Source organism: Zavarzinella sp. (assembly GCA_041399155.1).
In the GTDB taxonomy this organism is placed as follows: Bacteria; Planctomycetota; Planctomycetia; order Gemmatales; family Gemmataceae; genus JAWKTI01.
The window spans coordinates 2,395,145-2,417,325 of record JAWKTI010000001.1; the positions used below are offsets into that span (position 1 = coordinate 2,395,145).

13 protein-coding genes are annotated in these 22,181 nt (G+C 49.1%); 10 read left to right on the top strand and 3 right to left on the bottom strand.

Annotation, left to right across the window (positions count from 1 at the left end; genetic code table 11):
• The first annotated feature begins 28 nt into the window (after nt 1-28).
• Nucleotides 29-1,876, top strand: coding sequence for an NADH-quinone oxidoreductase subunit M (locus R3B84_09885; protein MEZ6140869.1), 1,848 nt, complete (start codon nt 29-31; stop codon nt 1,874-1,876).
• Nucleotides 1,877-1,950: 74 nt separating this feature from the next.
• Complete coding sequence (locus tag R3B84_09890) at nt 1,951-3,450, top strand: aldehyde dehydrogenase family protein (GenBank protein MEZ6140870.1); 1,500 nt, start codon at nt 1,951-1,953, stop codon at nt 3,448-3,450.
• On the opposite strand, the gene R3B84_09895 is transcribed toward R3B84_09890, so the two are convergent.
• A complete protein-coding gene (locus R3B84_09895; protein MEZ6140871.1) occupies nt 3,447-4,193 on the bottom strand; it encodes a hypothetical protein in 747 nt (248 codons plus the stop codon). The two genes, R3B84_09890 and R3B84_09895, sit on opposite strands and share 4 nt — an antisense overlap.
• A gap of 234 nt (nt 4,194-4,427) precedes the next feature.
• Between R3B84_09895 and R3B84_09900 the strand changes: the two genes are divergently transcribed.
• The 3 genes from R3B84_09900 (at nt 4,428) to R3B84_09910 (ending at nt 12,287) form a co-directional block, all read left to right on the top strand.
• Entirely contained in the window at nt 4,428-6,284 is a 1,857-nt protein-coding gene (locus R3B84_09900; GenBank protein MEZ6140872.1) for a hypothetical protein, read from the top strand.
• Between the two features lie 205 nt (nt 6,285-6,489).
• Nucleotides 6,490-7,872 carry an alkaline phosphatase family protein gene (locus R3B84_09905; GenBank protein MEZ6140873.1) on the top strand — a complete coding sequence of 461 codons (1,383 nt, stop codon included), beginning with the start codon at nt 6,490-6,492 and terminating at the stop codon, nt 7,870-7,872.
• 77 nt (nt 7,873-7,949) lie between these two features.
• On the top strand, nt 7,950-12,287 hold the full coding sequence (locus R3B84_09910) for a ThuA domain-containing protein (protein ID MEZ6140874.1): 4,338 nt from the start codon (nt 7,950-7,952) through the stop codon (nt 12,285-12,287).
• Nucleotides 12,288-12,338: 51 nt separating this feature from the next.
• Here R3B84_09910 and R3B84_09915 read toward each other — a convergent pair whose 3' ends face one another.
• Entirely contained in the window at nt 12,339-13,325 is a 987-nt protein-coding gene (locus tag R3B84_09915) for a DHH family phosphoesterase (protein ID MEZ6140875.1), read from the bottom strand.
• Nucleotides 13,326-13,755: 430 nt separating this feature from the next.
• Between R3B84_09915 and R3B84_09920 the strand changes: the two genes are divergently transcribed.
• From R3B84_09920 to R3B84_09930, 3 genes are all read left to right on the top strand, one after another.
• A complete protein-coding gene (locus R3B84_09920) occupies nt 13,756-16,125 on the top strand; it encodes a DNA topoisomerase IV subunit A (protein MEZ6140876.1) in 2,370 nt (789 codons plus the stop codon).
• Between the two features lie 21 nt (nt 16,126-16,146).
• Nucleotides 16,147-17,655, top strand: coding sequence for an ATP-binding protein (locus R3B84_09925; protein ID MEZ6140877.1), 1,509 nt, complete (start codon nt 16,147-16,149; stop codon nt 17,653-17,655).
• Nucleotides 17,656-17,717: 62 nt separating this feature from the next.
• Nucleotides 17,718-18,080, top strand: coding sequence for a hypothetical protein (locus R3B84_09930; protein ID MEZ6140878.1), 363 nt, complete (start codon nt 17,718-17,720; stop codon nt 18,078-18,080).
• A gap of 14 nt (nt 18,081-18,094) precedes the next feature.
• Here the strand turns inward: R3B84_09930 and R3B84_09935 are convergent, their stop codons facing one another.
• Nucleotides 18,095-19,549 carry a thiamine phosphate synthase gene (locus tag R3B84_09935; GenBank protein MEZ6140879.1) on the bottom strand — a complete coding sequence of 485 codons (1,455 nt, stop codon included), beginning with the start codon at nt 19,547-19,549 and terminating at the stop codon, nt 18,095-18,097.
• Between the two features lie 253 nt (nt 19,550-19,802).
• Between R3B84_09935 and R3B84_09940 the strand changes: the two genes are divergently transcribed.
• Entirely contained in the window at nt 19,803-21,110 is a 1,308-nt protein-coding gene (locus R3B84_09940; GenBank protein ID MEZ6140880.1) for a TolC family protein, read from the top strand.
• 85 nt (nt 21,111-21,195) lie between these two features.
• Nucleotides 21,196-22,074: a PhnD/SsuA/transferrin family substrate-binding protein gene (locus R3B84_09945; protein MEZ6140881.1), complete on the top strand. Its 879-nt coding sequence runs from the start codon at nt 21,196-21,198 to the stop codon at nt 22,072-22,074.
• Nucleotides 22,075-22,181 lie beyond the last annotated feature (107 nt).

A 22,181-nucleotide genomic window follows, 5' to 3' on the forward strand; every position in this document is an offset into this window, starting at 1 on the left:
CATCACGCGTTGAGGATGAACGATTCACATGATTGAATACGACCTGGTGTTGATGTCGGTGCTGATTTTCCTGCCTGCAATTTTCGGGCTGGTGACGTTACTGATACCAGCACGTTTTCAGGAACTATGTCGCTGGTGGGCACTTCTGGGCAGCGCTCTTGCTCTGACCATCTCACTCTGCTTACTTGTGGAATATTACGCCTTACTGGACACCTATTCGGACCGTGGTTTGAACAGTCTGTCCCACCCCAGTACCCAATTGGATGCCCGTGCCGATGAAGCCCAACGTCGTATGAATGCCGAAGTGCCAGAGCCCCGCCTGTCAAACGACTGGTATGCCAGCGTACCATGGATCAGTCGCTTCAACATTTTCTACTCATTGGGGCTCGATGGCATTTCAATGTCGCTGATCCTTCTGACTACGGTGATCATTTTTCTGGCGATGCTGGCGAGCTGGAAAACAACCCAGAACCTGCGAAGTTATCTCGCATTGCTGCTGATCCTGGAAACCGGAGTTTTGGGCACATTTCTGGCAATGGATCTGTTTCTGCTGTATGTCTTTTACGAAATGATGCTGATCCCGATGTATTTTCTGATTGGTGTCTGGGGTGGGCCTCGAAAAAAGTATGCGGCGATGAAATTCGTTATCTATACGCTAGTGGGCAGCCTGTTTATTCTTCTGGCGATAATCGGCCTGTATTTTACCGATATGAAGGCATTTGTTGACCGTACTGCGGTCGACAGCCAGATCAGCAAGCAAAAACGGGAAAATCCGTTGGAAGGCCGACAACTCAGTGGGGAATACCACACCTTTCATATTCCCACCCTGCAACGCGCGGGTCAGGCTGCCATGTTGCAGATCAATGGTGAAATTGATCGGGTGGAAGTAAAAGAATCCGGCAAAGAGAATGCGATTGAATTGTTTGGCCGAGGTAACTCGAAAGCAGGAGCCGTTGCATCACTCGACCAGCCGTTCTTCAAGAAAACGTACCAATATATCCTGTTTGCATTTCTGTTTGTCGGCTTTGCGGTGAAGGTACCTATTTTCCCGCTACATTCGTGGCTGCCTGATGCCCACGTAGAAGCTCCCACACCGATCAGTATGGTGCTGGCTGGGGTGCTTCTGAAGCTGGGTGGGTATGGTATCATCCGGCTGGCTTATCCTATCTGCCCTTGGGCTGCCCACCAGCTTTCCCTGGTGGTGGCAAGCATTGGTGCATTTGCCATTGTGTATGGTGCGCTGGTGGCCATGGGTCAGACCGATTTCAAAAGATTACTTGCTTATTCTTCCATCAGCCACATGGGTTACGTTATTTTTGGGATCGCTGTCTGGTCGGAACCTTCGCAATCCAATTATTGGTCGTGGGCAATGAACGGTGCCATGTTTCAGATGATTGCCCATGGTATCACATCGGCTGGCATGTTCTTTGTGGTGGGGGTTGCTTATGAACGAGCCCACCACCGAGAAATTAGTAAATTTGGCGGACTTTACACATCGATGCCCTTTTTCACTGGCTTCAGCGCGATGTTGTTTTTCGCCTCAATGGCACTACCTGGATTGTGCGGTTTTATCGGTGAAGTTTTTGTGATTTTGGGAAGCTGGCACTATCAGCCAATTCTGACTGTGATCGCAATTCTGGCAACAATTCTGACCGCTGCCTACCTGCTTTGGACGTGGCAGCGAGTATACCTGGGAACTTCGACTACAACAGCAAGTTATGCCGATGTTTCCACAAGAGAAGCTACTATTCTGATCATTTTTGTGGTGCTGGCAGTGGCATTGGGAATTCTGCCATCACTGTTGACTCAGTGGATGGAACCCAGTGTCACGCACCTGGTCGACCAGCTATCCGCCATTACACCAGCCAGTAAATAACTGCCTGTTCGCATTTCTCTTTCCTGTATTGTTAAAATAACGGTATACCGTGATCTGCTGGAAGGAGTAAAACCATGTCAACTGCTATTCAAGGAAAACACTTTATTGCAGGCCATTGGCAGGCTGGTTCCAACTTATTTGAAAGCCGCAACCCCAGTCAGTGGGATGAAACGGTGGGCCTGTTCCCGTGTGCAAACAGCACGGAAGTCGAAACTGCCCTGTTATCTGCTCAGGAAACGTTTCCCATCTGGAGACGCACCAGTCGCATCCACCGAGCAGAACTGTTTCTGCAACTTGCAAAACAAATTGAACTGCGACTGGATGAAATTGCACACCTGATGGCACGGGAATGTGGAAAAAACATTCTGGAATGTCGGGCGGAAGTGATTGAAGGTCTGCATATGGTGCAATACGTATTTGGTACCGCCCGCATGTCGCACGGAGATGTGCTGGCATCAGAATTGCCAGAAAAAGATGCCTTCGTACGTCGTAAACCCTGGGGAATTGCCGCAGTAATTACCCCCTGGAACTTTCCATTCGCTGTGCCGTTGTGGATGCTGGGGCCTTCATTGCTGGAAGGAAATGTTGCCATTTTCAAACCTTCGGAAGATTCCCCTGCGGTTGGGCAACTGATCGTCGAATTGTTTCAGCAAGCTGGTTTCCCGCAAGGTACCATTCAACTGCTGCATGGCGATGGCACAGTGGGGCAACAGCTCGTTGAGGATGCACGCACGAATGTGGTACTCTTTACTGGTAGTTTTGAAGTTGGACAGAAAATCCAACTGGAATCCGCCTCACACTTCAACCGGATTGTGGCGGCAGAAATGGGCAGTAAAAGTGCAGTCATTGTCTGTGAAGATGCCCGCCTTGACCTGGCGGTGCGTGCGGCAATTCTCAGCAGTTTTAAAACCACCGGACAACGGTGCGTTTCAGCCAGCAGAATTCTGGTACATGAATCACGTATCGAAAAATTTATCAAAGATTTCTGTGAGATGGCCGATCGGGTTCAATTTGGAGACGCCTTGAATCAGCGTTGTTTCGCTGGGCCACTCATCCACCACGGTGCGGTTGAAAAAGTACTTCAGTACAACGAACTAGCGAAAAAAGAGGGGGTTACCGTGCACCGGGATGGGTCAACATTCCAGCCCGCAGGGAACAAAGGGTGTTTTTTGCAGCCATTTATTTATCAGACAGAAGCCAAACCGGGCCTTCGCTGTATCCGGGAAGAAGTTTTCGGCCCCCACGTGGCGGTAATTCCATTTCGGAACGATGAGCACGCCGCCCAGATATACAATGCCACTGATTATGGCTTATCGATGGCGGTCATTACCGAAAATTATCGCAAAATGAGGTTCTTTCGCGAAGAATGTGACTTCGGCATGGGTTATGTCAATCTCCCCTGCATTGGTGCGGAGGTCCACCTGCCGTTTGGTGGGGTAAAGAAAAGTGGCAACGGGCATCCTTCGGCCGCAGGGCTGATAGAAACTGTCACCCACAAAATCTCTTGGACTGTGAACCACGGCGAAGAAATACGCATGGCACAAGGACTTACGGCAAATATTACAGAAAATTAATTTTTCAGCACTTTTTCCACGTGGTACTTCGGTGCAATGATTCCTGGGTCTGATTGCAGTAATTTCCCGCGTACCGTAATCGTTTTACCGTCCATCTTGCGATCAAAATCATGGTGCCCCAACAACAGGGTCACGCTACCACCAAAATCTGCTATCTGATCCACCGATGCGAACCGAAGTTGCCAATTTTTACGTACGTGGGAATAAAGTGCTGTTCCTGTAATACTTGAATAATCATTTGAATACAGGTGGGTGGTGGGCATCGAATAAGGTGCTGTTTCAGTGGATGTTTTCACAAATTCTGGAGCCTGCACCGGGTGCACCACTGGCATATCCTTCATTTTTTTCTCAGAATTTGCAGACATCATCCCCACTTGAGGCATATTGGAAATGAATGCCACTCCCGGACGGATAGGATCTACTTTGGGCACTGCCACTTCTGGAGCGATTTTCGGCAGTGGGGCGGGCTTGGGAGCTGGTTCTGCTTTTGGTGCTACAGTAGCAGGTGTCGCAGGTTTGGCTTCAATAGTGGTGGTCGGCATCGTGTGCAAAGGTGGCACTTCCGATGTGGATTTTACATGATAGCAACCGCTTTGTGGGCATTTTTCAACCTGCACCACCGTGGCATCGATTGGCTGGCAATTCTTGCAATATCCTTTTTCCCAAGTAGACCGGCACCCACTCAATAATGGTACAACTAACGTGATAGCCAGCCAACAACTCAACTGATATCGATCATTCATGTGGAATCCTCCCACGTTTTGCTTCGTGAATTCTCCTCATTTTCATCGACACAGGCAAAATAGCTCTACGCTGGGAAATCGGTCAAGCAGGCAAAAACCGGCAAACTGGTAACTTTTGGCATGATTAGGAAAGATAGGCAATTCGGGACAATTGATGAGAACTGATCTTTTCACACTTGGAGGATTCGTTTATCTTCTGAAATTGGATTCTGAGGCCACCTTTTTACGGATTGCATGCACACGGAACGTGCGACACCTGAAACTCGACCACTCTCGATGTGGTTTATTGCTTTGCTGGTTCCATTAGCAGTACAGGCATGGCTATCGCTACAGCTTTTCGGCAACAGTATAACACTCAGCCAATTGTCAGATAGCAGACCCATTATTAACGGTTTGCACCCAGAAAACAGCTATCACGCTTTTCAAGGTTATCGCACCTGGCACGAAAGCCAAACAATTTCAAACTATGACCCCACTTTACAGGCGGGCTATACCAGAACACCATTACTTTCAGGCAGTAGTCGGCCTGCACAGCTACTACTGCACCTTCTGGGCCCGGTGCCTGCATCCTACAAGTGGGGTATCTTTTTTCTGTGCATGGTGGCCCCGCTGCTGGCGGCATTGACTGCCCGCCTTGCAGGAATTCACCCGGCAGGTGCTATCTTGTGTAGTTGCCTTAGCATCGTGGCCTGGTGGGCACCAACGAACCAGCATCTGCTGAAACATGGCTCTTTAGACATATTGCTTTTCTGTATGGCTCTGCCACTCTACCTGGCCGCGATTGCTAACTTTTCTCGGAATCCTACGTTTCTGGTCTGGCTGGCAGCTTCCGTTGGTGCAATCGTGTGCTGGTTTGCTATGCCACTGGGAATGATTTTTCTGATCCCACTACAACTATTTTTGCATATCTGGTTGTTTCATCCATGGAAATTGCACTGGCAGGTGGCTCTACTGGCCGTTTATGGTTGTGGGATCGCAGCGAATGCAGTCTGGCTGCACGATTGGTGCCTTTACAATGTTACCACGTTAATGGATCTGAATAGCACGACGACAACAGATGAAAAATTACTCATCTTTCGCAAATACATACCAGGCAATAACTTCGAACGAATTTTTACACTGCTTGGCGGTGCAGGCTGGGTGGTGATGCACCGTCGCCACGCCGGATTTGCCTGGATTATTCTAACATCCTTATTACTGCTAGTTGGGATGCACTTTGTGACAGCTTTTTTCCCGGCACTGGCCACTCAGACAAACAATGTTTCCCGTAGCGTCGTGCAGGCATCATTCGTTGTAATGGGTGGGTATTTTCTGGCGTGGCTGCTGGGTGGCATGGATATTACCGCAGGAATTACCACCGTAGGTACCTTCACAGTAGCAGGTGTGTTGTTTATCGCGGGGTATGGATTTCATGTGCTGCCTCCTACCGAAGTGAAACCGTTTCAGATTGGTCTGGATACCGGGCGAGAACAGATTGTGAAGACTCTCCGTGAAGCCAGCACCAATGAAGGCCGGATACTGTGGGAAGATCGAACCGATCTCGCTTCCCACACCACCTGGGCGGTATTACTCCCTGAATATACACAACGACAGATGATTGGCGGGCTGAATTCTTCCGGTTGTCAGAGAGTTTTTCCGATGCGTCTGGTCGATGGCAAACTGGCAGGCACAGACATTGCAGACTGGAAAGACGAAGAACTGGATGCCTACTTCCGGCGTTACAATATCACCCGCGTTGTCGCCTGGAATGCATACACAATAGAACGATTGAACAAATATCCTAATGCCATCCCGGCTGCAGGATTTCACGAATCTGGTGATGGGACCTTATTTGTGTTGAATCGGCAGCCCGATTTTTTCCTGGCTGGCAGTGGCAAGGTAGTTTCCGCAGATGCCCGAAAAATTGTGCTGACAGATCTGGTGCCGAATGAACATGGTGTGATCATACTGAGCTACCACTACGATGCGCGATTAACAGTGATCCCGGAATATCTGACCGTCGAACGCGACCTTGATGTGCGTGACCCAACTGGCATGATCCGAATGAAACTTGCCGATCCGATCCGCCGTATCGTCATTCAGTTTAAGTGAAATGAATTGTGGCAAACGGATCTATTCGTTAACGTATTCTCATTTTGCAACCCAATCACCCGCCATTTCCAACTTTTTTCCGCCATTTTGCCATTTTGTGCCAAATTTCTTCTCAATCGATATGGGCAAAAGGAAATATTAATAGTGGATAAACTTGGAAACCACTCGTAACGTGGGTTCCGTTGACGATTGAGGTGTTTTTGGAATGTTAATTGTCATCAATGCCGTGGGCCTAACGCCAAGGTTGTTGCAATATGCTCCCCGCTTGAAGCAGATTGCCGATCGCACAGCGATGCGACCAATGCAGGATATATTGCCAGCAGTAACGATGTCTGCACAGGCCACATTATTGACTGGGAAACCTGTGAACGAACATGGAATTGTGGGCAATGGCTGGCTATTTCGCGAAACCAACGAAATCCGCTTCTGGCAGCAATCCAATCGGCAAATGCAGTCTGAACCGGTCTATCAAACTGCACGCAACGAAGCTGCGAGGCGGGGGAGAAAGTTCAAAACTGCCAAAATGTTCTGGTGGTTTAATCAGGGTGCCGCAGTGGATATTTCAGTAACACCCAAACCGCACTATGGTATTGATGGCAGCAAAGCATTTGGCATCTCCAGCACCCCACCTGATCTTGCAGGTGCGTTGGAAACCAAACTTGGAAAGTTTCCTTTTGCTGCTTTCTGGGGGCCGATGGCCGGTGCCAAAAGTAGTGCCTGGATTGCCCAGGCGAGTGCCGAAGTGGTTCGCACGGAGAAACCTGATCTGACACTGGTTTATGTTCCGCATCTGGATTACGATCCACAACGCTTTGGCCCCAGCGGGTGCAACATGCAGCAACAAGTGCAGCAGTTGGACGATATTTGTGCCCCACTGCTGGATGCAGCTCAGGCAGAAGGTGCCGATGTGTGGGTAGTAAGCGAATATGGCCACTGCGATGTGAATACCGTGGTCTATCCCAATCGGCATCTACGCGAGGCGGGGTTACTTCAGGTGCGATCGGGACCATTCGGCGAACAACTGGAAACCTATCAAAGCAAGGCATTTGCCGTGTGCGACCACCAGGTTGCCCATGTGTATGTGGCAGATCATGCAGATATTCCGTTAGTATGGGCCTGCCTCGAAGCCATTCCTGGTGTGGGCAAGTTAATTTCCGGAAATACGAAGAAAGAATATCATCTGAATCACCAACGTGCTGGCGAAATCATTATGCTGTCTCAGCCGAACGCCTGGTTTGCATATCCCTTCTGGCTGGATGATCGCGAAGCACCCGATTATGCACGGTGCGTTGCCATCCACAATAAACCAGGCTACGACCCATGCGAACTGTTCTTTGATCCCAGGATAACCCTGCCCAAATTGAAGGTGGCGTGGAAACTGATCCAGAAAATGCTGGGCTTTCGGATGAAGCTGGATGTGGTACCTCTGGATGGGACCATCGTGAAAGGAAGTCATGGCCTGATTGCTGAAAACCCCCTGGATGGCCCACTGTTGATAGCAAATAACTTGCCTGCTGGCGATAGCCCGCTGCCGATGACTTATTTCCGGGATCATCTGTTGCAGCATTTTGATTTGTTGCCAGAATAATTAAAATTGGCAATTTCTAATGAGTTTTCAATGAATAAATACCTAAAATAGTGGCACTTTCCCATGTGAGGCTGAGGATGAAAACCTATCTTTTAAGCACCTTTCTGTGCTTTTGTACCACGGTGCTGCACGCTGCAGACACCAATGTAAAAATTCTGTTTCTGGGCGATAATGCTGGTCACAGACCAGCTGAGCGATACCGACAGTTGGCACCAGTGCTTGCGAAACGTGGCATCGACATCACCTATACCGATAAAGTTACCGCGTTGAACAGCACGACGTTAAATCGCTACGATGGACTGCTGATTTACGCCAACATCAACGATATCACCGCAGAACAAGAAACAGCATTGCTGGATTATGTGGCATCGGGCAAAGGCTTCATTCCGCTGCACTGTGGCTCGTTCTGTTTCATTCGGTCGCAGAAATATATCGACCTCGTGGGGGCACAATTTTCGCGGCATGGCACCGGCATCTTCCGGGTGACACCTGCCACCACGAAACATCCCATCATGGAAAACTTTCAAAGCTTTGAAAGCTGGGATGAAACCTATGTGCATTCCAAACACAACGACAAAGATCGCACAGTATTGGAATATCGTGAGGAAGGTGGTCAGAAAGAACCCTGGACCTGGATTCGCACGCACGGCAAGGGAAAAGTGTTTTACACCGCCTGGGGCCATGATGAACGCACCTGGGCCCACAGTGGTTTTCAGAATCTTGTGGAACGTGGCATCCTTTGGGCATGTGGTCGCGAAATCCCCGCATATGCAAAATATATCGATCAACCGAGATTGACAGGTCCGGTCGCTAATGCAGATCAGTTCGAATACCAGAATGCGAAGATTCCTTTTTACCCCGGTCGTGGCCGAGATCAACGTGCCCCACGTCAGATGCAGTTGCCCGTTTCGCCAGAAGAATCGATGAAGCACTACCAGTATCCGGCAGATTTCGACCTGAAGCTGTTTGCATCGGAACCTGGGCTGGGCGGCAAACCAATTGCGATGAACTGGGACGCACGTGGCAGATTGTGGTTAGCAGTTACGGTGGATTATCCCAACGATTTGCAGGCACCAGGCAAAGGTAATGACAAGATCATCATCTGCGAAGATACGAATAATGATGGCAAAGCCGATCAATTCAAAGTATTTGCCGATAAATTGAGCATTCCCACTTCGTTTACATTTGCTTACGACGGCATTGTTGTACACCAGGCACCAGATACACTGTTTCTGCGCGATACTAACGGAGATGATGTTGCTGATGAACGCAACGTTTTGTTCACTGGCTGGGGCACCAGAGACACCCACGCTGGGCCAAGCAATCTTCGTTATAGTCTCGATGGCTGGTATTACGGCATCGTTGGCTATAGTGGTTTCAATGGTCGGATTGCTGGTGAACAAGTTTCGATGCGACAAGGGCTGTATCGTTTTCAGTTAACCAAAGAACGAGACCGAGTACGTGTCAGCCGCTTTGAATTCCTGCGGAATACCAGCAATAATTCCTGGGGTGTAGGAATCAGCGAAGAAGGCCTGGTCTTCGGTTCCACTGCGAATGGCACGCCCAGTGTATTTCTAGGTATGCCCAATCGATACTATGAACAGGTACAAGGTTGGTCTTCCAGTGTGTTGCCCAACATTGCTATCAGCAACGCATTTAAACCAATCACTACCAAAGTGCGGCAAGTTGATTTTCACGGTGGATTTACTGCTGCGGCAGGCCATGCGTTATATACCGCAAGGGCCTATCCCAGTTATTACTGGAATCGCACTGCCTTTGTGGCAGAACCCACTGGTCACCTCTGTGCCACATTTATACTGGAACCCAAGGGAGCAGATTTTATCGCCCGCAACTCGTGGAATCTGGTGGCTGGCCAGGATGAATGGATTTCGCCCATCGCTGCTGAAGTTGGCCCCGATGGCAACATGTGGGTAATTGACTGGTACAACTTTATTGTGCAGCACAACCCCACGCCAGCTGGATTTGAAAATGGTCGTGGCAATGCTTACGAGACTGAATTACGAGATAAAAAGCATGGCCGTATCTATCGATTGGTGGCAGCAAAGACGCAATTAGGCAACGCCCCATTCCCTGCTAATCCCAGTAATGAACAGTTGGTAGCAGGTTTGAAATCGGACAATATGTTCTGGCGCTTGCACGCACAACGCATGTTAATTGAACGCAAGGCAACTGAAGAAAAAGTAGTTGCTGCATTAAACATGTTGTCATTAGAAGATAGTGTTGATGCAATTGGTTTAAATCCTGCGGCAATGCATGCAATCTGGTGCTTGAATTATCTGCAGGAACCCATGGTAAAGTGGGATGCAGCAGATTGGCGTGCAAAGTTATCCAACCGTGCTGCCGGAGTGCGACGTGCCTGGCTGCAGACAATCCCACGCACTGAAGGTGCGGCAGAATTACTGGCAGATATGCCAGCACTCTGGAACGACCGCAATCTGCAAACCCGCCTGGCACTGTTTCAGACTGTGGCAGAAATGCCTTCGAATATCAGTCTTGGCAAACGATTGGTCGTTGCCATTCATGATGTTGAAAACCAGGACGATCGCAATCTGCTTGATGCATTGACTGCAGCAAGTGCCAAGCACGATCTATTTTTCCTACAGCAATTAGGCAATGCCAAACCAACGGCAAAGACCACTGAACTGGTGCGTCTGGTCGCGGGCCACTTTGCGCGTCGCAAACCTGGTGATGACTTGAATCAGGTCATTTCTCAATTGGATGAAAATGGAACGGGGTATGTTCCAGTCATTATTTCCGGAATCAGCTCTTCGTTAGGACGCAACAACACGATCAAACTGAATGCACCTGCAGAAAAACGGCTGGTACAATTGATGACGAAAGCACCAGTCACCATGAAGAGTGAATTGATCAAACTGGCGACAGTGCTTGGCAGTACAGAGTTTGAAAAGTTCACAATGGAAATTGCCAAAGAATTGTTTGCAGTAGTAAATAATGTAGAAGCAGACGAGCAAGCCACGGAAAACGCTGCCACCCAACTGGTACAGATGCGCAGCAAAGATCCACAGGTGGTTACGGCCGTTCTAAAACGGATTACCTTCCGCAGTTCACCCGATATGGTGAGTGGCCTGGTGCGTGTGTTGCAACAATCCCAGGCACCCAATCTTGCGGGTGAATTGTTGAAGAATCTGCCACAGTGGTCGCCGAACAGCAAAACGGTGGGGATCACCATGATCCTGACAAGGCCAGATCTGACGACTGCTCTATTGGACGAATTGCAGGCGGGCAACATCACCATGATTGATATCCCCCTAGCATTACAACAGAATTTGTTGAGCTATCCGGATGCGAAGGTTGCCTCACGTGCCCGGGAAATCATGAGCAAACAAGGTGGCTTGCCCAATGCAGATCGACAACAAGTGATTAACAGCCACAAAAAGATTATTGAACATTCCGGGCAAACTGCCATTGGAAAAGAACTGTTCAAAAAACATTGTGCTACATGTCATCGTCATCAGGGAGAAGGGAACAACATTGGGCCAGATTTGACTGGAATGGCAGCCCACCCAAAAGAAGAGCTACTGATCCACCTGCTGGATCCCAGCAGAAGCGTGGAAGGTAATTTCCGTACCTACACAATCAGTCTGCTCGATGGCAGAATCTTTTCTGGCATGCTGGCATCAGAAACCAAAAACAGTCTGGAAGTGATTGATGCTGAAGCAAAACGCCACTTGATTCAGCGAGACGATATTGATGTCGTGAAGGCTTCAAACAAATCGTTGATGCCCGAAGGGTTTGAAAAACAGATGAAACCTGAAGAAATCAACCACTTGCTGGAATTTCTGACCCAGAAAGGACGCTACCTACCATTGCCACTGGATAAAGTTGCCACTGTGGTGAGCACCAAGGGGATGTTTTTTGCAGAATCATCCACCCTCGAACGTTTGGTTTTCAACGATTGGAAACCGAAGATGTTTGAAAATGTGCCATTTGTGCTGGTAGATCCGGAAGGAGATCGCAAGAAAAATATGATTCTGCTTTACGGGCCAAACGGCAACAACGCACCGAAAATGCCGAAATCAGTTACTTTGCCGGTGAACAGCAGTGCAAAAACAATCCACATGCTCAGTGGGATCAGCGGCTGGGGCTATCCGTACAGCCGTGCAAAATCTACCACCATGATTGTGGAAATTGTTTATGCTGATGGTCAAACTGAAAAGCACGAATTGTTGAATGCGGTGCACTTTGCCGATTACATTCGACGGGAAGATGTGCCGGAATCAAAGTTTGCATTCTCGTTGCGTTCCCAGCAAATGCGTTATCTGACGGTGCAGCCGAAGAAGAAAGATCTCATTAAAGAGATCCGCCTGGTAAAAGGGCCAGATGGCAGTGCACCAGTGGTTGCGGCAATTACGGTTGAAACGTACGAAAAATAAATTGAAAGACTTTGTAGACAACGCCGGAATTTATTAGTGGGTTATTCCGGATCATAATTTCTGAAGTAGTTCACGAAGTGGAACCAGGCGTTCCCCACAGTGATCGTGGATGTTCAGTTCTTTGATCATCCGTCGGCGTAGTTCTTCCTGAATCGCACAGGCAGCACCTGGGTTATCAGCTGGCAGTGGGATACATCCCCCTGCTCTGCGATCGTGCCCACCTGCTTTACCCAGATCGCCCACTACTTTCCGCAGCAGGTCGCCTGCCTGCACATTATGTATGGAAGTGCGTAACGAAAGCAGCAGTTTACCCTGATAGATTCCTCCACAGAGTGCCCAGTCTACTTTTTCGAAACGCACCATGAAGTCCACTACTTCGGCAACTTGTTCCGGTTGGTGAATGTGGCTCATCCAACTGATCATCAGGCGGTCGTAGATGGTGGAACATTGCAGTGCATTCAGCAGCACTTCAAAGTGGCCATGGGACAGTTTGGCATTACGTATTTGTGCCAGCAGATCTTTATTCGCCAATGGGAATAAAAAGTGCAGCGCACCATCGTCAATCTGTGTCGCTTCCCGGGGATAGCCCCCCACTTCGGTTTCAATGCCGTAGTAAAGTGCCGTGGCAATTTTCTCCGGAACGGAAACCCGCTGTTCCAGCAGATAACGAGTGACAATCGTGCAGGTGGCACCCAGGCTGGGGCGTAAGTCAATAAATGGAATACCCTGCAGGTCACCAGGGGTATTGTGGTGGTCGATTACGCCGTATAAGCGTACTTTGCAATCAATGGAATGTCGGCCAGTTTTTGGCTGACTATCCACCATCACCACTGCTTCATCGGGAAGGTAATCCAGTTTCTCAACCGGATCCATATCCACATCAAGCAATTCCACCATTGCCCGATTTTCTGCACGGTTAATTAATCCATCGCGTGTAATGCGAGTGGGAATCCCCAAGGTCGACTCGACCAGATGAGACAAACCCAGCATGCTTCCAATACTGTCTGGGTCTGGCTGAACATGTGAAATGAATGTCACACGTGGGGCGGACCGAAGGCCCGCAAGAAAACGATCCGAACGACGAAATCCTGTTTGCTTGCCATTGGTATGAGCAAGCTTGCCGTTTGCGAAAGCATCTCTCGCGCGCTGGGACGCGCCATAATCTTAAATCCTCGAATCTTCTCGATGGAGCACTACACCGTGCCCAGGCAACTTGTCGCTGTGGATAATCCACGCACCGAAAAGGACTTGTTCATTATTACCTTACTTTCGCCATTTTGCCAAGAAGTTATTGAATGAATTCCCAGAATTTTTGAACAATCGTTCAGTGGATGCTCTTTTCAAAGTCAAAACTGCACATATTATCATGAACAATTGCCCAATTGCCTGATAACATGTAATCTTGTTAACAATAATTGCCCACCAATGTGAAAGGCTTACTGCGACAGACAGGAGTTGACTGGGGTTTATGGCGGAAACAATTCAAACGGTTTCTATCGCACGCGAAACGCACGAACGTTATCTGCGTTATGCCGTTTCAGTGATTACCGCGCGTGCATTACCCGATGTCCGCGATGGTTTGAAGCCCGTGCAACGTCGCATTCTCTACACAATGTACAACGATTTACGTTTGTATTTTGATGGCAGACCGGCTAAATGTGCTCGTATTGTGGGCGATGTGATGGGGAAATACCACCCCCACGGAGATAGTGCAATCTACGATGCCCTGGTGCGGATGGCTCAGCCATGGGTCATGCGGGTGCCACTGGTTGCGGGGCAAGGTAATTTCGGTTCCGTTGATGGTGATTCTGCTGCTGCATACCGCTATACCGAAGCCAAATTGTCCGCGATTGCCGATTTGTTGCTGCGGGAAATTCGCCAGAATACCGTTGACCACCGCCCCACCTACAACAGTGAATCAACCGAACCGGTGGTGCTGCCTGCTGAGTACCCGAACCTGCTGGTCAATGGTGTTTCCGGCATTGCTGTGGGGATGGCAACGAACATCCCACCCCACAATCTGCGGGAAGTAATCAACGCCTGCCTGACACTGATCGAAGACCCGGAAGCCACCACCTCGATGTTGATGAATTCGATCAAAGGGCCCGATTTCCCTCTTGGTGGGAAAATTCTGGCAGATCGATCCACCCTTCGAAAGATTTATGAAGATGGCGATGGCAGCATTAAAGTTCAGGCTGAATGGAAACTAGAAGGTGCTGATGGCAAAACACCCCAGATTGCGATTACCTCAATCCCTTATGGCACCGATAAAAGCAAGATCGAAAACGATATCGGCACCATTATTGAGGCAAGAAAGCTGCCTGGGGCGCTTGGCCTGACCAACGAAACCAACGAAAAAGACGGCTTGCGGATCACCATCGATTTGAAACCTGGCACTGATCCCAACCTGGTGATGGCCTATCTGTTTCGCCATACTGCGCTGCAGGCGAATTTTTCATTCAACATGACCTGTCTGATCCCAAACGAAGATGGGACAGTTCGCCCACAAAAATGTGGGTTGAAAGAAATTTTGTCGCAGTTCCTTAAATTCCGCATGCAAACCGTGCGGCGGCGGTTTGAATTCGAACTGGAACAATTACGAAAACGGATCCATATTCTCGAAGGTTTCCGGATTGTGTTTGATGTGCTGGATGAAGCCCTGCGGTTGATCCGCCGATCCAGTGGGAAAGCAGATGCCGCTGAGAAACTCATTAAAAATTTCGGGCTGGACCTGGAACAGGCCAACGCCGTGCTGGAAGCACAGATCTACAAAATCGCCCAGATGGAAATCAACAAAATCCTGGAAGAACTGGCAGAAAAGACCAAAGAGGCCAACAGGATTGAAAACATTCTCAAGTCTGAGAAAAAGCTCTGGAAAATTATTGGCGATGAGCTGGGGGCAATTGCAGAAAAGTTTGGCGAACGACGAAAATCGCGGATGGCGGGCGATGAGGATGTGCTCGAATTCAACGCTGAAGCCTACATTGTTAAGGAAAACACCAACGTCATTCTGACCCGCGATGGTTGGGTAAAACGGGTGGGCAGACTTGCTTCCGTTGAAGGCACCCGCGTGCGGGAAGGCGATGAAGTGATTGCCGTGGTGCCTGCCAGCACGCTGGACAACGTCATATTCTTTGCGGAAGATGGCACTTCCTACACGATTCGGGTGAATGAAATCCCTGCCAGTTCCGGCTATGGCGAACCGATCAGTAAATTCATTAAATTGGGTGATAATGTTCGCATTATCGCCATGGAAACTACCGACCCACGGTTTATGCCGGATTCTGGTGATGAAACGGGAGCAGATGGATTAAAACTGGTCGCAGTTACCAGCGATGGCAACATTCTGCAGATCCCATTCACAGAATTCCGCAAGCTTTCCACCAAAAATGGCCGCAGGTACATTCGCCTTACTGATCCGGCAAAAGCAATTTTCTGTGGCATCGTTCAAGGTACGGAAAGTATTCTGCTTGCTAGTGAAAAAGGTTATGCCGTGCATTTTGAACTGTCTGAAGTGCCGCTGACCCAAAACGCTGGCAAAGGCGTTGGTGGGATCAAACTGGAACGCGACCGTTGCGTGGGTGCAGCGTTAGTTACCGGACGTGGCACGATGCCCACGATCCGTACGGGTGGGGGAACCACACGGGAACTTGCACCCAGAGACGTCCCGATTGGTACGCGCCACCGCAAAGGGGAACATGTGGTGAAAAAAGCAGGAATTGATGGGATTGTTCCCCCACCGATTCAACTGGTGAATTGGGACGAGCTGGAATCGGATCCGAAACCCAAGCCCACCGCATCCAAAAATGGCAAAGCACAACCAGATCTTTTCGATTAATTCAGAAAATAACTCAAAATTATGGCAGAAGTCGAAGAAAAATCGCGGTACACCGCCAAAGAATCGATTCAGGTACTCGAAGGTCTGGAACCTGTTCGGGTGCGTCCCTCGATGTATATTGGCAGCACCGATGCAAAAGGTTTGCACCACCTGGTGTGGGAAATAGTCGACAATTCAGTCGATGAGTACCTGAACGGTCATGCCGACACCGTGACTGTTACCCTGCACAAATCGGGTGATGCCATTACCGTTGCGGACAACGGACGTGGGATTCCTGTTGATATCCACCCCAAGCACAAAAAAAGTGGCCTGGAACTGGTGCTCACCGTGCTGCACGCGGGAGGCAAATTCGGTGCGGATGGCAGTGGCTATTTTCACTCCGGTGGTCTGCACGGCGTGGGTGCTTCCGTCGTCAATGCACTTTCCCGCAAACTGATTGCTACCGTGCGGCGGGATGGTTTTGAGTGGCAAATGAAATTTTCCAAAGGCATTCCCAAAGGTCCGATCGAGAAATTGGCGCCTTTCCGTGGTCATGGAACGATCATTTATTTTGAGCCAGATGAAACCATTTTCCGCACCACGCGGTTCAACCCGGATGAAATCCAGTCTCACCTGGAGGATATGTCGTACATTCATTCCGGCCTGAAAATTATTTTCAAGAATGATATTACTGGCGAAACCCACGACCTGAGCCACCCTGGCGGACTGCCGGACTTTCTGACGAGATTAGTGAAAGAAGGCCAGAAACCAGTGGTCAGCGATGCCGCCTTCAATTACAGCAGGCCGGGCACAGAAAAAATTGAAGCGGCGATTCAATGGACAGAATCTACGGAAGAAGTGATTCGTTCGTACGTGAATGGGATCCGCACGCCCGATGGTGGCACCCACGAAAATGGCTTCAAAGCGGCGATGGTGAAGGCAATCCGCAACTATATGGAGACCCACCAGGTCAAAGTAAAGGGATTGACCATCACCGCAGATGACATCCGTGAAGGTGTTATCGGCGTGCTGTCTGTGTTCGTTCGCAGTCCCATGTTTCAGGGACAAACAAAAGAACGGTTGAATAATCCCGAAATGACTTCCGTGGTGGAAAATGCCCTGCGCCCCGCCATGGAAACATGGCTGAATAACAATTCCACCGCAGCAGACCAGATTGTTGGCCGAATTATTCTGGCAGCAAAAGCCCGGGAGGCATCGCGGGAAGCAGCCAGTGAAGTCAAACGGAAAACGATCGGTTCCCGCCGTTTGAATCTACCTGGCAAACTGGCCGATTGTAAATCCACTGGGCTGGATGAAAGCGAATTGTTTATCGTGGAAGGTGATTCCGCAGGTGGGTCAGCAAAACAAGGGCGGGATAACCGCACGCAGGCGGTCTTACCTTTGCGGGGCAAGATTCTGAATTCTGAAGGACTGGCAACAGCTAAAGTCTTACAGAATAACGAGTTAAAAGATCTGGTTACTGCTATTGGCACTGGTGCCGGGGATAATTTGACATCCGTGGGCTGCGCTACGGAAAAATCATCCTGCTGATGGATGCTGATGCCGACGGCCATCACATTTCTACACTCTTGTTGGACTTTTTCTTCCGACATATGACCGATTTATTAAGAAAAGGCCATGTGTACATCGGTCAACCCCCACTCTACCGCATTGATGTGGGCAAAGAAACCTTCTGGGCACGCGACGACAACCACAAAGAAGAAATCATTGCTGGTCTGCGAGCCAATGCACGCTACGAAGTAACCCGATTTAAAGGGCTGGGCGAAATGGATTCCAAAGTGCTCAAGGAAACTACTCTTGATCGACGGACCAGAACCCTGTTGCGGATGGAAATTGACAATCCGTTGAAAGCCGATGAAACCTTCGACCATCTGCTAGGCAAAGACCCTGCCCACCGCTATGTGGAAATTATGAGTAATGCGGACAAGGTTTCTACTGAAGAGCTTGATGTGTAACTACTTACGCTGATTCAGACAAGTTGTTGGTAGATTGTAGCTGCGGCCAAGTGGGGGTCGTCGGCAGCAATAATTGCCGAACTTACTGCAACACGCTGGGCACCCACTTCTCGAACCTGGGCCACATTTGCTGCATTTATCCCACCAATTGCAAAAACTGGTACCGAAGACCGCTGGCAGGCATATTTCAAGTATTCCAAACCGGCGAATTCTTCGAAAGTTTTCGTGGTGCTTTGAAAAATGGGCCCCGCCCCAACATAGGTTGCGCCAGCAGCCAGTGCATGTTCTAACTGTTCCGGATTGTGGGTGCTGATGCCGATAATTGCCCTCGGCCCCAATATCTTACGGGCATCAGCAACGGACAGGTCATCCTGCCCTAAATGAACTCCATCCGCACCGCACAGTAACGCGATATCAGGCCGATCATTCATGATCATTAACGCCCCAGCCTCGTGCGTCCATTTTCTCACCTGTTTCGCACGTGCGAGCAATTGCTGATCGGTGAGATTTTTCTCACGAAGTTGAAAAATTTGGCAACCACCTGCGGCAGCGTGCTTGATCGTCCAATCAATTGCAGCCAAACACAATGAGCCTGTGATTAACGTATACAAATAGGCATTTTCCAATCTGCTTTGGGCATCCTGTGCGACAAAAATCCACTTTTCCAACGTATATACACGATATCGAATCCGCTCAAACTCTCTACTTAGATGTGGGTCTACCATTTTGGAGTATTCTTCCAGGCTACGAAGAGCCTCCTGCACTCGCTTGCAGTTAATGAGAGAGTTTTCATAAAGTGAAGCTCGCACCATTTCCGTTGGTACAGAAATACTGGTTCCCACATCGCCCAGGGTATCGCGGGTTTGCAGCACCATCGACAATGGGAAGTGATTCACAGCCTGCGAAAACTGGTGGCGGATTTCTTTCAATTCTGATGAAATTCGGGAATGATTCTGCACAAAACGTGCGTAATCTTCAATCACGCGCAAACCTTCGCGCACCCGATTAGTTGATACGTCAATAATCCGCCACAACGATGACTCTTCTGCCGTGGGCAACACATTGAGATCTTCTGAAATGATGATTGGTTCGGGCCCAGAAATATGCAGCATTCTACTGACATCGACACTATTATCATTAAACAATTGTTGCAATATTCTACTGGTAGCCAGGGTTCCAATCAGCAACAATTCGGTGGTTAAGTTTTCTTCAATACGCTCAGGAAAGAGCAGTTTCACCTCTGAAAGCACTTTAGAAATCTTGAAATCGTCAGAAGAAGACAGTGCAAGCATTGCAGAGTTGATCTGCGGAAGTTGCCCACCATGTTCGCGAATTACTTCTGCAGCTCGCCCTTCATCATCTGCCAGGAGTTGCAACAGCAAGTGATGGTTCTGGATAATTCCGTCTACAGATGCCGCTTTTGCTAATTCCATTGCCCGCTCCACAGCGGGGCTAAACTCTTCTAACATGGTGCCGCTCATTGTTCTATTACCATGTTGTTTTATGGTGAACCGTTTCTGCTGGAATGGTGACTAGTTTACCTAGCCCTCAAAGTTTGCCTGATCCGTTTAACTGCTACGATGGGCGGTTTCGGTAGATTCCAAACTACTTTTTCATTGGGAAAAGCTGGCAAGTTGGCTGATTGGGGTAGTAGTTGCCGATAGAGAAGTTTGTGGGATTTACCCCACGTGGGACTGAATGCGGTGCGTGGAGACTGACACAATGGATAAGTACAGTTCGATCAAGAAAATTGGGTGCTTATTGATCGTAAGTGCTTACTGTTCAGTTGCTTATGGCCAATTGCCAGCACCAGTTGTTGAACCACCTCCCGTGGTTCCAACAATTCCAGGTGTTCCACCGGCTGTCGAAGTCCCACGTGGGGTGGAACGTTTTGCTCTTGCGGATGCGATTCGCGTCGGGGTCAGCCGACACCCACAAATCAGGGCAATGAATGCCAGCTATAATGCTGCACTGACAAAGCACTACGGGCTGGAAGAATCTGCCTCCCGCGGGGCCTTCCTGCTACCTGATATGAAATATCGCAAAACCCAAAGTGAAATGGCACTGCTGGCTGCTCAGGCAGAATTACGGCAGGCAGAATTCGAAGTAACTTTCGGAGTGATTCGTTCTTACTACACCGTGGTTTACGCCAAGCAACAGGCAAAAGTTGCCGCCGACCTGGTGGAACAACTGGAAGTTTACCTGGAACAGGTTCGCAAAATTGTCAACAGTAAGAATGGTGGTATCCGCGGTATTACCAAAGATACGGAAGACAAACTGGTGATCATTATTTCCGAAGCCAAAGGCAAATATTTCGATGCGGTTACAGGGGTGAAGAAATCTCAGGCACTACTTCGCGAAGCAATGGGCTACGGCAACGAAATTGCTGTTGATGCAGCAGATGAATTGCTTCCAGCAGTGGAAGCGGACCTGACCAAAGAGGTCATTCTTGGCCACGCACTCAATCGGCGTGGAGAAATTGTCCTCAGTCGCATCGGTGCGGATGTGAGTCGGCTGGAAATCTGTGCCCAGTGGTCGCGAAGACTCAGTATTTACATGACCACGTATGCGAACGCCGGGGACATTCATGCCCGTTCCGTCCCGCTGACAACGCGCGATCCAGAATACAAACCAGGTGGCTTTAATCCGGAAATGCCCGACCGCTTAATTGGCAGTCGAGAAACCAGAACCAATACTGCCAAGTTTTATGCCGATCGGGCACAGGCTGTGGCAGACCAGGCAAAAAATCTGATTATTCTGGAAACTGATGTCGCCTTTACACGGTGGGAAGATGCCAATAAGAAAGTCGCACTCTTCAAAGATGCCAGTAAAGCCGCCAAAGAAATGATTTCCCGGCAACGGGAAGCAGCTGGTGGTACGCTGACTAAAGAAGATCTGCTGACCAATGAAATTGCAGCCACCAAGGCATTTGCTTCCTACAACGAAGCACTTTTCGAACAGATAATTGCCTTGGCAAACCTGGAACGGGTAACTTCCGGCGGGGTAAGCATCAACTTCCCAGGCCGATAAGACAAAATGTCTTGCGACAATCGCCCACAATTAGAAAAAATTTACGGTGCTGGTGGCCGCATTCCACGCAGATCAAAGGATTGTCATGCGTTCTCTCATAGTATTTTCATGTTTATTGTTGGTGGCACCAGGCACAGTGGTATGTGCAGAACGGGTCAATGTGGGGATACCTGCTTCCGTTTTCAAAGACATTCCTAAACCTTTGCTGTCATTCGCCACCCAGCCTTTCGATCAGCTGATTCAATCCCGCACTGGCTACCCCGGTGATGCGGAATTAGTTGATGATGCCCTGACCATCGCAAAGCATCTGGATAGTGGAAAGTATCAGCTGGGGGTATTTCAGGCACATGAGTTCGCCTGGGCCAAAGATAAATTTCCCAAATTGATGCCATTGGTGATTTGCGTGCCAAAGCCACGCGAAATCCAGGCGTTTGGATTAGTGCGTTACGACCACCCCGCCAAAGATCTGGGTGAATGCAAAGGCCAGAAACTGGTAATCGCCGACACTACTCGAGACCACGTACTGCTTTATCTGGACAAACAACGCACCAATCAACTCGTGGGCAGCAGTTTTACCCATCTCAAAAACACAAAAACCGCCCACGATGCGATTCATCTGGTGATAGATGGTGAAGCAGATATCACTTTCACTGATGGTGCCTCCTGGAGCTATTTTCAGAAATTGTACCCAGGTCCCGCTCAGAATTTGAAGGTGCTGCTGCAATCGAAGGTCTTTCCATCCACGGTAATCGCGTACAAAACTGGCGGTATGCCAGACCAGCAAGTAACACAATGTCAGAAGGGCCTTTTGACCGCCCACGAAGATTCCAAATGCAAACGGTTGATGGGTACGATCAAACTGGATCGATTTGAAGCAATCCCTGCTGATTATTTGCAAGTCATTGAAAGTCTGCGCAAAGAATACCCCAACTCTCCCACGATGAGTTTAGCTGGGAAGCCTTAATCAATTCTTCACTTTCTCCACAATGAGATGAAAGCTCTGCCACATTTTTCTCTGTAAGCACAAAAATCGGATTTTCTCTTGCATCTTTCGGACGAATTTGTCATGAT